11 protein-coding genes are annotated in these 12,517 nt (G+C 63.6%); 2 read left to right on the top strand and 9 right to left on the bottom strand.

All coding sequences use genetic code 11. The features are described from left to right. Nucleotides 1–2: 2 nt before the first annotated feature. Nucleotides 3–1,244: an efflux RND transporter periplasmic adaptor subunit gene (locus tag C8K18_RS24420; RefSeq protein ID WP_107710190.1), complete on the top strand. Its 1,242-nt coding sequence runs from the start codon at nt 3–5 to the stop codon at nt 1,242–1,244. 15 nt (nt 1,245–1,259) lie between these two features. Beyond that, nucleotides 1,260–2,714 carry an efflux transporter outer membrane subunit gene (locus tag C8K18_RS24415; RefSeq protein ID WP_107710313.1) on the top strand — a complete coding sequence of 485 codons (1,455 nt, stop codon included), beginning with the start codon at nt 1,260–1,262 and terminating at the stop codon, nt 2,712–2,714. Here C8K18_RS24415 and C8K18_RS24410 read toward each other — a convergent pair. From C8K18_RS24410 to C8K18_RS24370, 9 genes are all read right to left on the bottom strand, one after another. Further along, nucleotides 2,689–4,104: a heavy metal sensor histidine kinase gene (locus tag C8K18_RS24410; protein ID WP_107710192.1), complete on the bottom strand. Its 1,416-nt coding sequence runs from the start codon at nt 4,102–4,104 to the stop codon at nt 2,689–2,691. The two genes, C8K18_RS24415 and C8K18_RS24410, sit on opposite strands and share 26 nt — an antisense overlap. Next, nucleotides 4,104–4,781, bottom strand: a complete 678-nt coding sequence (locus C8K18_RS24405; RefSeq protein ID WP_006048292.1) for a heavy metal response regulator transcription factor — start codon at nt 4,779–4,781, stop codon at nt 4,104–4,106. Before C8K18_RS24405 ends, C8K18_RS24410 begins: the two co-directional genes overlap by 1 nt. Nucleotides 4,782–4,827: 46 nt before the next feature. Then, a complete protein-coding gene (locus C8K18_RS24400) occupies nt 4,828–5,499 on the bottom strand; it encodes a response regulator transcription factor (protein ID WP_006048293.1) in 672 nt (223 codons plus the stop codon). Beyond that, on the bottom strand, nt 5,489–7,660 hold the full coding sequence (locus tag C8K18_RS24395; protein ID WP_258196187.1) for a PAS domain S-box protein: 2,172 nt from the start codon (nt 7,658–7,660) through the stop codon (nt 5,489–5,491). The genes C8K18_RS24400 and C8K18_RS24395 overlap by 11 nt, the downstream gene beginning before the upstream one ends. 258 nt (nt 7,661–7,918) lie before the next feature. Continuing rightward, nucleotides 7,919–8,299, bottom strand: coding sequence for a response regulator transcription factor (locus tag C8K18_RS24390; RefSeq protein WP_006048295.1), 381 nt, complete (start codon nt 8,297–8,299; stop codon nt 7,919–7,921). A 140-nt stretch (nt 8,300–8,439) separates the two neighbouring features. Then, on the bottom strand, nt 8,440–8,841 hold the full coding sequence (locus C8K18_RS24385; RefSeq protein WP_107710198.1) for a hypothetical protein: 402 nt from the start codon (nt 8,839–8,841) through the stop codon (nt 8,440–8,442). A 64-nt stretch (nt 8,842–8,905) separates the two neighbouring features. Continuing rightward, complete coding sequence (locus C8K18_RS24380) at nt 8,906–9,988, bottom strand: GlxA family transcriptional regulator (protein ID WP_258196188.1); 1,083 nt, start codon at nt 9,986–9,988, stop codon at nt 8,906–8,908. 106 nt (nt 9,989–10,094) lie between these two features. After that, complete coding sequence (locus C8K18_RS24375; protein ID WP_107710203.1) at nt 10,095–10,895, bottom strand: crotonase/enoyl-CoA hydratase family protein; 801 nt, start codon at nt 10,893–10,895, stop codon at nt 10,095–10,097. 2 nt (nt 10,896–10,897) lie between these two features. Beyond that, on the bottom strand, nt 10,898–12,499 hold the full coding sequence (locus tag C8K18_RS24370) for a class I adenylate-forming enzyme family protein (protein ID WP_107710205.1): 1,602 nt from the start codon (nt 12,497–12,499) through the stop codon (nt 10,898–10,900). Nucleotides 12,500–12,517 lie beyond the last annotated feature (18 nt).

The following is a 12,517-nucleotide window of genomic DNA, read 5'->3' as shown; positions in this document are numbered from 1 at the left end:
CCATGACTACGTCCGATCTGCCGCCGACGCCCGATGCGGCCACGCGCACCAACGCCCTGCCCGTTTCGCGCGCCGCTGCGAATAACGAAGCCGTGAAGCGCCGTCGCTTGATATTGCCCGTTGCGCTCGCCGCAGTCGCCGCCGCATTGCTGGCACTCGGCATCGTGCCGCGTTTGCATGCAAGCACCGCGCTCACCGAGCAGGTCTACGCGCAGCGCGAAGTGCCCGTCGAAACAGTCGCGCCGACGCGCGCACCGGCATCGCAGGAACTGTTGTTGCCGGGTTCCGTGACGCCGTACGCCGACGCGTCGATCTATGCACGCACGAGCGGCTACGTCCAGCACTGGTACGCGGACATTGGCACGAAAGTCAAAGCCGGGCAGACGCTCGCAGACATCCAGACGCCGGAACTCGACGCGCAACTAAAACAGGCGCGCGCCGACGAAGCCACGGCAAAAGCAAATTACGCGTTCGCGAACAGCACCGCTCAGCGCTGGCAAACGATGCTGAAAACGCAGTCCGTTTCGCAGCAGGACACCGATGCGAAGACGAGCGATAGCGAAGCCAAACTCGCTGCGTTGCAATCCGCGCAGGCGAACGTCGCACGGCTCACCGAACTGGTGTCGTATGAAAAAGTCACCGCGCCGTTCGACGGCGTGGTCACCGTACGCAACGTCGATGTGGGCGCATTGGTGACGTCGGGCGGATCGCCGGGGCTCGCGGGGATGCCTGGCGAACTCTTTCATATCGAACAGACCGACCGCCTGCGTATCTTCGTCAACGTGCCGCAGGACGACGCGAGCAGCATCTCAACGGGCACGCTGCTTTATCTGACGACGCAGCAATATCCCGGACGCCGCTTTGCAGCTACCGTCGCGCGCTCGGCCAATGCGATCGATCCCGTGAGCCGCACGCTGCGTGTCGAAGTCGATGTCGACAATCACGACGGCGCGTTATTGCCAGGTGCGTATGCGCAGGTGCATCTCGCGTTGCAGACCGCGCATCCCGCGCTCGAACTGCCCGTCAGCGCATTGCTGTTCAGGCCCGACGGCGTGACCGTCGCGGTGATCGGCAAGAGCAATACGGTGCAGCTCAAGACGGTAACGATCGGCCGCGATTTCGGCACCTATGTGGAAATCGCTACGGGCGTCGAAGCAACGGATCGCGTGATCAACAATCCCGGCGACGCCATCAGCAACGGTGAAGCGGTACGCGTCGTGGCATCCGCTGCGCTCCACGGCTAAGCGAGGCGCATGACCATGCTCAACGTACCCGTCGCATCCATTCGCAGGAACCTTGCAATCGGCGTTGCGTGCGCGCTGACTGCGTGCTCGACGCTGCCTTCTTATACGCATCCCTCTGTCGATGTGCCCGATCACTATGCAGGCACGGCCGCGCCCGGCTGGGCTGTCGCGGCTCCGGCCGATGCACAGCCGCGCGGCCCCTGGTGGACGCTCTTCAACGACGACGAATTGAACCGTCTCGAAGCCCGCGTCGATGTGTCCAATCAGACCGTGGCCAAGGCAGTGGCGCAGTTGCAGGCAGCGCGCGCGATGATCGACTATCAACGCGCAGGCTACGCGCCGACGATCACCGCCGGCGCCGCACAATCGCGCGCGCGTTTGTCGCAGAACGTCCTCGGCCATTCGCTCGCGGGCAAGACGGTGCCCGATTATTCGGTGGGCGTGTCGGCGAGCTGGGAGCCGGACCTGTTCGGCCGCGTGAAAGATGCGACCGTCAACGCACGCGACAATGCGCAGGCAAGCGAGGCCGATCTGGAATCGGTGCGCCTCTCCATCGCAAGCGATCTCGCGCTCGACTACTTCGATCTGCGCTCGCTCGACCGGCAAAAGAAACTGCTGGACGATTCCGTCACGGCGTACACCGCTGCATTGAAGATCGTGCAGCAGCAGTTGAACGACGGAGCCATCGATGCCTCCGCCGTCGCGCAAGCTCAGACCCAACTCGAAAGCACGCGCACGATGGACAGCGATATCGACGTGCAACGCGCGCAGTTGCAACACGCGATTGCGACGCTGATCGGCGTGCCCGCTTCGTCGTTCGCGCTGCCGCAACAGGTGCGCGACATCGCGCTGCCGCAGATCCCCGCGGGACTGCCGTCGCAATTGCTCGAACGCAGACCCGACATCGCCGCCGCCGAGCGGCGCGTCGCAGCGGCCAATGCGCAGATCGGCGAGGCGCATGCGGCCTTTTATCCGGACCTGACGCTTTCGGCCACCGCGGGACTCGAAAGCACGTTCTTCGCACCGTGGCTCACCGCGCCGAGCCTCTTCTGGTCGATCGGCTCGCAACTCGCCGGCACGCTATTCGACGGCGGCCGCCGCAATGCCGCGCTCAAAGGCGCGAACGCACAGTACGACGGCGCGGTCGCCGATTACCGTCAAACGGTGCTGGTTGCGTTTCAGCAAGTGGAGGACAACCTCTCGGCGCTGACCACGCTCGCCAGTGAAGCGGATAGCGAGCAGCGTGCGACATCAGCGGCGGAACTCGCGCTGAAGCTCACGACGAACCGTTATCAGGCGGGCGCCGTCAGCTATCTCGATGTCGTCACGGCGCAGACCATCGCGCTCACCAACGAGCGCACGGCCGAGCAGATCGACGCGCGCCGCGTCGATGCGAGCGTGCAGTTGCTGAAGGCGCTAGGCGGCGGCTGGGATCGCGCGACGCTTACCGATGCGCAAAGGTCAGAATGAAGCGCGTGCTCTGTGCGTCGCTTTCGGCGTGCGCCGAGCCGCCATGTAACTCCATGATCGTGCGCACGATGGCGAGCCCGAGTCCCGTCGAACCCGTCGACTCGGGATCGCTCTTGCGCGAAGGATCGACGCGATAGAAGCGGTCGAAGATGCGTTCGAGCAACGAAGGGTCGAGCGGCGCACCCTGATTGGCGACGGTCACGCGCAAGCCGTGCGGCGTACCCTGCGCGCCGAGTGTGATCGTGCCGTCACGCGGCGTATAGCGGATCGCGTTCGCGAGCAGATTGCTGACCGCGCGGCGGAACAGCTCGGCATCGGCGTGAACGCGGCCGCCGCCCGTCACTTGCAGATGCACGCCGGCATCGTCGGCGACGCCTTCGAAGTATTCGGCGATGCGCGCGAGTTCCTTCGCGGCATCCAGTTCGCTCAACGTCGTAACGAACTGCGGATGCTCGGCGCGCGCGAGAAACAGCACGCTTTCGATCATGCGCGAAATCCGCTCGCATTCCTCGAGATTCGATGCGAGCAGCGACTGATATTCGTCGGCGGAGCGCGGACGTGCGAGCGCGACTTCGGTCGAGCCGCGCAGATTGCCGAGCGGCGTGCGCAGATCGTGAGCGAGATCGGCCGTGTATTGCGACATGCGTTGAAAGCCGCCATGCAGCCGGTCGAGCATCGCGTTCACCGAGACCACCAGCGTGGCGAGTTCGCTCGGTACGTTATCGACTTTTATGCGCGTGTCGAGCTTGTCGACGGTGATCGTCGCGGCCTTGCCCGCCATTTCGCGCAAAGGCTTCAGCGACTCGCGCACCAGCATCCAGCTCATCAGGAACGCGAGCAGCATGCCGGCCAGGCCCGCGCCATAAAGACGCTCGCGATAGTAATCGAGCAGACGCCAGCGGTCCGTCATATCGCGCGCGATGACCAGCGTGACGGGCGTGCCGTCGCCCAGCACCGCATCCGCTGCGAGCCCGCGCACAGGCACGCCGCGCGCGTTGTGCCATTCCACGATGTTGGTCTCAGCGATACGCTGTGACGCACCAAGCGGATTCGCCAGGGTCGGCGACGGCACGGCCGGATCGGCGATGCCCGCCGTGTTGTGCTCGAACACGAGCTTGCGGTCGGGGCCGCGCACTTCCATCGACATCGCGAGATTGCCCAGCACCTGGCTCGTCAGCCGGTCTTCATGGGCGCGCAAATCGGCAAGCGTCGCGATTTCCTGCGCGAGACGCCGGGTATGGCGCGCGATCAGCACGATGTCGAGATCGTCCTGCTGCTTGACCTCGCGGTCGAGCGCGAAATACAACACGCTGCCGACCAGCGCAAACACCATCAACGTCGTTCCGGCGAAGGCAAGCGCAAGCGTGGTGGTCAGCGAGCGCGCCGCCATCAATCGGTCTCTTTCAATTCGATCACGTAGCCGACGCCGCGCACCGTTTGTATCAGCTTGACCGGGAAGTCGTCGTCGATCTTCGCACGCAGCCGGCGAATCGCCACTTCGACTACGTTCGTGTCGCTGTCGAAGTTCATGTCCCACACATACGACGCGATCTGCGTGCGGCTCAGCACTTCGCCCTGACGGCGCGCGAGCAGTTGCAGCAGCGAGAATTCACGCGGCGTCAGATCGATGCGCGTGTTGCCGCGGCGCACGCGCCGACGGTTCACGTCGATTTCCAGATCGCCCACTTTCAGCAGTTCGCTTTCGCGCGGCGGGCCGCGTCGCGCCAGTGTGCGCACGCGTGCGAGCAGTTCGACGAACGCGAACGGCTTGACGAGATAGTCGTCGCCGCCGAGTTCGAGACCGCGCACGCGGTCGCTCACGTCGTCGCGCGCGGTGAGGAACAGCACCGGCGTGGTGCGCGTGGCGCGCAGGACTTTCAGCACGGCCCAGCCGTCCATGGTCGGCAGCATCACGTCGAGCACGATCACGTCGTAGTCCTGCTCCTGCGCGAGCAGCAGACCATCGGCGCCGTCGTTGGCGACGTCGACGGAATAGCCCGATTCTTCAAGGCCCTTTTTCAGGTAGGCGCCCGTTTTCGGTTCGTCTTCGATAATCAGTATTCGCATGACAGCCTCCGGCGCTTTAACGCACTTCAACGCACTTGGACGCGCTTTAACCGCGCTGAATGCGCGGTGGCGTAGTCGTGCCTTGTGGCGGTTTGACGCCGAGCGCTTCGGCCTTCAGCACGAAATCGGCAAGCGAGCGCGACTCCATCTTCTTCATCGCCTGACCGCGGTGAATCTTGACGGTGATCTCACTCAGGTTCATTTCGGCGGCAATCTGCTTGTTCATCAGGCCGCTCGCGACGAAGGCCATCACTTCGCGCTCGCGCGGCGTGAGCGATGCGTAGCGGCGGCGCAGGTCCGCGACCGAGCGGTCCGCTTCGCGCCGTTCCTCGTCCTTGCCGAGCGCACTCGCCACGGCGTCCAGCATGTCCTGATCGCGAAACGGCTTGGCGAGAAAGTCCATTGCGCCGGCCTTCATTGCCTTGACCGACATCGCGATATCGCCGTGCGCGGTCATGAAGATAATCGGCACGCGCAATTCGCCCGCGGCAATCTGTTCCTGCACGGCGAGGCCGCTTTGCCCTTTGAGCCGTACATCGAGAATCAGACAGCTCGGCACGTCCGGTCTCGGGAACGCAAGGAATTCCTGCGCGGACGCGAACAGTTCAACGCGCAAGCCGACGGAGCGCAGCAACATGCTGACGGCTTCGCGCATCGACGCGTCGTCGTCGACGACATAAACCATCGCGCTAGTCGCGTTGACCGGTTCAGTGCTCATTGCGCTTTGCCTCATCGAGCGGCAGAACGAACTGCATCACGGCACCCTTTCCCCCTTGAGATTCCGCCCAGATCCGGCCGCCGTGCGCCTCGACAATCGAGCGGCAGATCGACAGTCCCATTCCCATGCCTTCCGCCTTCGTCGTGAAAAATGCGTTGAAAAGCCTCCCGGCGTTCTCTTCGCTGATGCCCGTGCCGGAGTCTTCCACGACCACCAATGCGTGCCGCGCGTCGAAAGAGCGCGTGCGAATCCGCAATTCCCGCGGCCGGGCCGTGATGCCCGACATGGCCTGCACGCCGTTCATCACGAGGTTGATCACGACCTGCTGCAACTGCACGCGGTCGGCGCACACCGACGGCGCGGGACTCGCGTAATCGGCATCCACTTCGACGCGGTGCGCATCCAGTTCACGCCGCACGAGTTCGATGGATTCTCTCACTATAGCGTTCAGATCGAGTACCGCGTGGCTCGGATCGCGCTTTTGCGCCATCGACCGTATCTGGCGGATCACATCGCTCGCGCGCCGCGCGTCGTGAATCATCTGGTTAATCGACTGGCCGACTTCCTTCAGATCGGGCTGCGGACGGTTCAGCCAGCGCAGCGCGGCGTCGCCGCACGTGGCGATCGCCGCAAGCGGCTGCGTGACCTCGTGCGCGATCGACGCGGCCAGTTCGCCGAGCATCGTCACACGCGTGACGTGCGCGAGTTCGGCCGTCGAGCGGTCGAGCGCTTCCTGCGCCGCCCGCCGTTCGGTCACGTCCATCAGCGCGCCGACGTATTCGGGATTCGCCGATTGCGGTGCGGCGAGACGCGCGACGTAGTGCACATGTTTGACGCTTCCATCGGGCATCGCGAGGCGATGTTCGAGATCAATCAACGGCACGCCCGCGAGACTCTGCTGATAAGCCTGCCTCATCAGCGCGATGTCTTCCGGATGCGCGCGCGCGAGGATCAATTGGAAGCTGGGCGCGACGTCTTTCGAATAGTCGAAGATTCGATACGTTTCGTCGGACCACCACATCTCGCCGCCGGGCAGTTTCGTCGCGATGCTGCCGGTGCGGCTCAAACGCTGCGCGTCGGACAGAAACGCCTCGCTGCGCGCGAGCGCCTGCTCGGCCTGTTTGCGTTCTTCGATATCGGTGTTCACGCCATACCAGCGCAAAATCTTGCCGGCGCTATCGCGCAGCGGTTCCGCGCCGATATGCATCCACCGGTAGACGCCATCGCTGTGCCGGATGCGCGACACGCTTTCGAACGGCGCGCCCGTTGCAATGGCTTCGTGCCAGGCGTGCTGCATCGCGCCGCAGTCGTCGGGATGAACGATCGAGCGCCAGATGTCGCCGTCGTTCTCCACGCACGTCACGCCCAGTTCGTTCCAGCGACGGTTGATGAAGACGAGCCGCCCATCGCTCGACGAACTCCAGACCATGCCTGGAATCGCGTCGATGGTCGCGCGCAATTCGTCCTTCTGGCGCCGCAACTCGCCTTCCATCTGCTTGCGGACGGTAATGTCGTTGTTGGTGGCGAGCACGGCGCGCGGCTTGCCTTTCGCATCGCGCCACAGCGCCCAGCGGCTCGAAATGACGACCGTTGTGCCGTCATTGCGCACATGCTGCAGTTCGCCTTGCCAGCGCCCGGAACGCAACAACTCGCGGCGAATTTCGTCGAGCGAGACCGACGAGCGCGTTTGCGTCAGCTCATGCACCGGCTGACCGATCGCCTGTTGCGTAGTCCATCCATAGAGTTGTTCCGCGCCCTGATTCCAGAACGTGATCAGATCGTTCATGTCGTACACGACAATCGCGTCATGCGTCAGATCGAGTAACTGCAACTGCTCCTGCAGCGTCGCCGTGCTCTTCTGATTGCGCAGCGCGAGCACCGACGCCGTCGCGATCGCGAGCAGGCTCACGAGACAGCGCGCGACCGGGCCGCCCGAGTAGTGCTCGTCGTGGGACATTGCAAAGGCGATCACCGTGAGCGCCACGCAACCCCATGACGTGAGAATCGCAGCGGGCCGCGAACTCGTCGACGCGACGAGCAACACCACGACCACGTACAGCACGGCGATCGCAATATCGAGTGGCGTGAATGCGTCGATCAGGAATACGACGAGCGCGACTGCCGCCGCGAGAACGTACAGCACGCGTGGGTCATGCCGCATCGGTTCGTCGGCGCGTGAGCGGAATATCATGTCGGCGATTGAGCGCGCCGCGCGAGAAGGAGGGAGACGAAACGAGGCGATGCAGGCATAGGCATTCGAGGTAAACGTTCGTTGACGAGTACCGGGGACCCTGTCTCGCGCCGCCATAACGGCGCATGGAAGTCAGACACGCGGGACGCCGACCCATTTAATCCGGCAGTTATCTTATCTGAGTTTTTCGGTATCCAACCGTTAAGTCCCTTCCCGACGAAGCCTTAATCAAGGCTCGCCGCGTTCCGCCTGCAGCGTTTCGAGGCAACGCAATATCGCCGCGCCATCGACGGGTTTGCTCAGCACGCACAGCGCGCCATCGTCCAGCGCCTGGCGGCGCACCGCGTCCGATGCGAACGCGGAGATAAAGATGACCGGCAGAGTGATTCCGTCGTCGATCAGACGGCGTTGCAACTGAAGCCCGCTCATGCCCGGCATCTGGACGTCGGAGATGACGCACGCGACATCCGCGATCTGGCCGGAGGCGAGAAAATCTTCGGCCGACGCATAGAGCCGCACGTCCCAACCCAGCGAACGAACCAGACTCGATGTGGCGATGCGGACGGATTCGTCGTCGTCGATAATCGAAGCTATCGGATGGGAATGCAAGCGACTGATCCTCTGCCATACATGCGGTTACGGCGGCACGCTGTTGCTTCGCCCGCCGTTCAGGTGTTCCCATCTTAGGGAGAAAAGCCTGCCGGGAAAATTATATGTGTGTATAGGGTGGGTGCGTGGAGTCGGCGTTGCTACCCGAAAAGCCGCGCCCACACCTGCCGCACACGACGCGCGCGGTCTTCGAAAAGATATGACGCAACCAGCGCCAGAAGACCTGAAATAGCCCCCGTCAGGATGTGCTCGACGTAGGGGATTCGGTAGTGACTCGCGTGGGAGTAGGCGTCGCCTATCGCTGTCAGGACGCCGACGACAAGCGCATTGCCGTAGCGATGCCCGTAGAGTTTCGCTGCAGGTGTGAAAGTCAGAAGTATGGCCAGGAGCCCGGTGAGCAAACCGGTGCGGAATGCAATCGTCCAGTGGACAAGGCTCATGATATTGCCCCAGCTACCCGGCATGCAGGTCATGCATGCGCTTGTGGGCTGCCAGAAACGCTGGATAAACAGCCTGATGCGGCGCTTCCACTCGCTTGACATGATCGATGCCCTTGTCACGGCCGACGCCAATATACGGTGGAATACTACACTCGCAACGGCAGCTTCACTTCCCCTTGACGTTACGTTCCTGTCCCGGCGTGACGTCAAAGACCTTCCGATAACACCGCCCCAGATGCGAAGCGCTGGCAAACCCGCACTGCATCGCAATGTCGAAGATGGAAGCGGTCGATTCATGCAGGAGCTTTTGCGCCGCCTTCAGGCGCACGCCCAGATAGAACTGCGACGGTCCCATGTCGAAATGCTTGAGCCACATGCGCTCGAACTGGCGAGGCGAGATACCGACCAGCGAGGCGAGTGTCTGCACAGGAACGGGGCGCTCTATGTTCTGCTCCATCAGCGTGATCGCATTGACGATGCGCCGGTCCTCGATACCGTAGCGCCACTGGATCGCCATTTTCTGGCTTTCCTGCGACGCGCGAATCCGCGTATGCAGGAACTGATCGGCGACATCGGCGGCGAGCCGATGGTTATGCGCGCGCGCGATCACGTCGAGCATCAGATCGATCGCCGCGGTGCCGCCGCCGCATGTCAGCCGGTCGCCGTCGATGCAATAGAGGTCGCGCGTGACCGCGAGCGAAGGGAACTCGTCGGCGAGTGCCTTCAACGCTTCCCAATGAATCGTGCAACGCCGCTTGTCGAGCAGCCCGGCGCGCGCGAGGATCATCGTGCCGAGGCTCACGCCGCCGAGCGGTTTGCCTGTCGCAGCATAGCGGCGCAAAAAGTCGAACACCCGCTCGTTGCGGTAGTTCTCCACACCGATGCTCGCCACCACGAACAACTGGTCCACGGCAATCGACGACGTCATTGCGGATTCAGGCTGCAGCGAAAATCCGGAACTCGACGACACGGGCTCGCCGTCGGCGCTGATGAGATGCCAGCTATACAGCGGCTTGCCCCTCACCCGGTTAGCCGCGCGCAGCGGCTCGCTCGCGGAGCTGAGCGCCATCATCGAGAAGTTGGGTACGAGGAAAAAGCCGATGCGTTCCGTGTCGGGCCGTCGCTCCCGGCTCGAATCCGCCGTGCTTTCCGTGGGCGCGGCGGCGAGTGCGGCGGCCAGTGCGCCCTTTCCCGCCACCGGCCACTTTTGACTGCGGGCGGAAGCCGGTTGCGGACCCTCATCGTTCATTTTCCTGCGCATGTCCATGCTGGATTGGCCAAGGTGAGGAAACTGTCGCATATCGGGCCGCGCCGGTCCATCGCCGCATGAGTGCGCAAGCGCTATCGGGCCCGCCTCAATCGCCGGTGTAATTCGGCGGACGCTTTTCGAAAGTCGCGGCGAGCGCCTCGCGATGATCCTCGGTGCGATGCGCGATGCCCTGAAAAGCCGCCGAGAGTTCCAGCAGGCTCGGCAGGTCCATCCGCTGTCCTTCGCGGATGAGGCGCTTGCTCATGCGCAGCACGTTGGGCGGATTGACGGCGATTCGCGCCGCCAGTTCCTTCGCCGCGGACAGCAGTTCCGCGTCCGGCACCACCCGCGAGACGAGCCCCCACGCGAGCGCGCATTGGGCATCGATAGGCGTGCCCGTGAAAATCATTTCCGCGGCGCGCGAAAAACCGATTGCACGCGGCAGCAGCCACGCGCCGCCGTCGCCCGGAATGATGCCGACCTTGGCGAAGCTCTCCGCGAACAGCGCGCTTTCTGCGGCGATACGGATATCGCACATCAGCGCGAGATCGCAGCCCGCGCCGTGCGCCGGTCCGTTGACCGCGGCGATGCAAGGCACGTCCAGTTCATGAAACGCGCGCGGAATGCGTTGAATGCCGCGCCGGTAGTTCTCGCGTATTCGTGCCGCGTTGCCGGCGAACGTGCCGAGTTCGTCGCGCATGTGTTTGATGTTGCCGCCCGAGGAGAATGCCGGGCCCGCGCCCGTCAGCACGATTGCGCGGACGCTCAGATCGGCTTGCGCGCGCGCGAGGCTCGCTACCAGCGCGTCGACCACTTCCATTTCGGTGAGTGCGTTGCGCGTTGCCGGACGGTTCAGCGTGATCGTAGCGACGCCACCGTCCAGTTCGTAAAGTACCGGTTCGTTCATGTTCATGTTCCCGTGCGCAGAAGTTCTTCGGCAACCGATGCGGCCAGTTCGCGGCGCAGCACCTTGCCGCTCGGGTTCAGCGGCAAGCGGTCCACGAACAGTATTTTCTTTGGCCGCTTGTATGGCGCGAGGTCGTCGCTCGCCTTGCAAAACGCAATGACGGCGTCTTCCGTCAACTGTGCGTCGCTGCGCACGACAAACGCCGTGACCGCCTGGCCCCACTTCGGATCGGGCACGCCGATCACCGCGGCCTCCTGCACGCCGGGACAGTGATACAGCACCTCTTCGACTTCCCGCGGATAGATGTTTTCGCCGCCCGAGACAATCATGTCGTCGGCGCGGCCGTGAAAGTGGAAATAGCCGCCCGAGTCGACGCTGAAGAGATCGCCCGTATAGAGCCAGCCGTCGCGAAACTTCTTTGCCGTTTCGATTGGATTGTTCCAGTACGCGCGCGCCAGTTGCGGGCCGCGTACGATCAGTTGACCGACTTCGCCAGGCGCCACGCTTTCCGTGGATGGCACGACGCGCTCCGTATCGTTCGTCACGACGCGGCAGGTGCTGATCAGCGTCGGCTTGCCGCACGACCCGAGGCGCGACAGCGCATCGCGTGGATGCAGCAGCAGCGTCAGGCTCGCTTCGGTCATGCCGTAGCCGTTGTAGACATTCGGACAGAACTCGTCGATGACGCGTTGCATCGCTGCGGCGGGAATGGCCGCGCCGCCCGTGGTGATCATCCGCAGGCTGCTGTGATCGGTCCGCGTGAACGATGGATGGAACAGCATGTCCTGGATCTGCGTCGGCACGGCAAAGAGCGTCGTAATGCGATGTTCGCCGATCGCGGCGAGCGTGCGCTCGGGATCGTAGCGCGGCAGAACGATGTTGGCCGCACCGACCATCAGGTGCGGCATGAAATACGCCTGCATGCCGCCGACGTGGTACAGCGGCGCGATATGAAGCGCCGAATCGCTGCTCGTCAGGCTGTATTCCATCACGCAGTTCGTGGCGATCGCGACGTCGTTGCTATGCGTATGGATCGCGCCTTTCGGGCGCCCCGTCGTGCCGGACGTGTACACCAGCGCCGAGATGTCCTCGGGCGTGACGGGAGGCAGCGGCGCATCGCGATGACGCGTGCCGTCTATCAGCGAATCGAAGTCGTGATGATGCGATGGCGCATCGCCGTCGCCGGGAAGTTCATCGCCGTGGCCGCCGTGCCCTGTCACACGCACATAGATGCGCAGATCGGGCAAGCCCTGTTCGACCTTCGCGACGACGGCGTGCATCGAATCGTCGTAAATCAGTGCCCGCGCGCCGGCATCGCGGATGATGAACGCCGCGTCGTTCGCGGACATCCGGTAGTTCATTGGAACTGCAATCGCGCCGAGTAACTGACAGGCGAGATACGCGGTGGCCGTTGCATCCGATGTCTTCTGGAAGATGGCTACGCGATCCGTTTGCCGCACGCCCAGATCGAACAGCGCCTGCGCGAGTCCGCGTACGCGCACGTCCCATTGCGCGTAGGTCAAGCGCGCGTCGGCGCAGACCAGCGCGAGACGGTCGGGGTACTTCGCAACCGTGTTTTCGAACAGCGAGGTAATGGTCAGCATGATGGAAATGGAGTGCGC

Source organism: Paraburkholderia sp. GV068, assembly GCF_003058125.1.
Classification (GTDB): domain Bacteria; phylum Pseudomonadota; class Gammaproteobacteria; order Burkholderiales; family Burkholderiaceae; genus Paraburkholderia; species Paraburkholderia graminis.
Note: the sequence above shows the minus strand (reverse complement) of the source record. Positions and strands in the feature narration are given on the sequence as shown.

What these genes read in the sequence shown, in the direction of transcription:
- C8K18_RS24400 (WP_006048293.1), bottom strand. Translation starts at nt 5,499, where the DNA reads ATGAGCACTGAACCGGTCAACGCGACTAGCGCGATGGTTTATGTCGTC.
- C8K18_RS24405 (WP_006048292.1), bottom strand. Translation starts at nt 4,781, where the DNA reads ATGCGAATACTGATTATCGAAGACGAACCGAAAACGGGCGCCTACCTG.
- C8K18_RS24385 (WP_107710198.1), bottom strand. Translation starts at nt 8,841, where the DNA reads ATGTCAAGCGAGTGGAAGCGCCGCATCAGGCTGTTTATCCAGCGTTTC.
- C8K18_RS24395 (WP_258196187.1), bottom strand. Translation starts at nt 7,660, where the DNA reads ATGCGGCATGACCCACGCGTGCTGTACGTTCTCGCGGCGGCAGTCGCG.
- C8K18_RS24410 (WP_107710192.1), bottom strand. Translation starts at nt 4,104, where the DNA reads ATGGCGGCGCGCTCGCTGACCACCACGCTTGCGCTTGCCTTCGCCGGA.
- C8K18_RS24375 (WP_107710203.1), bottom strand. Translation starts at nt 10,895, where the DNA reads ATGAACGAACCGGTACTTTACGAACTGGACGGTGGCGTCGCTACGATC.
- C8K18_RS24380 (WP_258196188.1), bottom strand. Translation starts at nt 9,988, where the DNA reads ATGAACGATGAGGGTCCGCAACCGGCTTCCGCCCGCAGTCAAAAGTGG.
- C8K18_RS24415 (WP_107710313.1), top strand. Translation starts at nt 1,260, where the DNA reads ATGCTCAACGTACCCGTCGCATCCATTCGCAGGAACCTTGCAATCGGC.
- C8K18_RS24420 (WP_107710190.1), top strand. Translation starts at nt 3, where the DNA reads ATGACTACGTCCGATCTGCCGCCGACGCCCGATGCGGCCACGCGCACC.
- C8K18_RS24370 (WP_107710205.1), bottom strand. Translation starts at nt 12,499, where the DNA reads ATGCTGACCATTACCTCGCTGTTCGAAAACACGGTTGCGAAGTACCCC.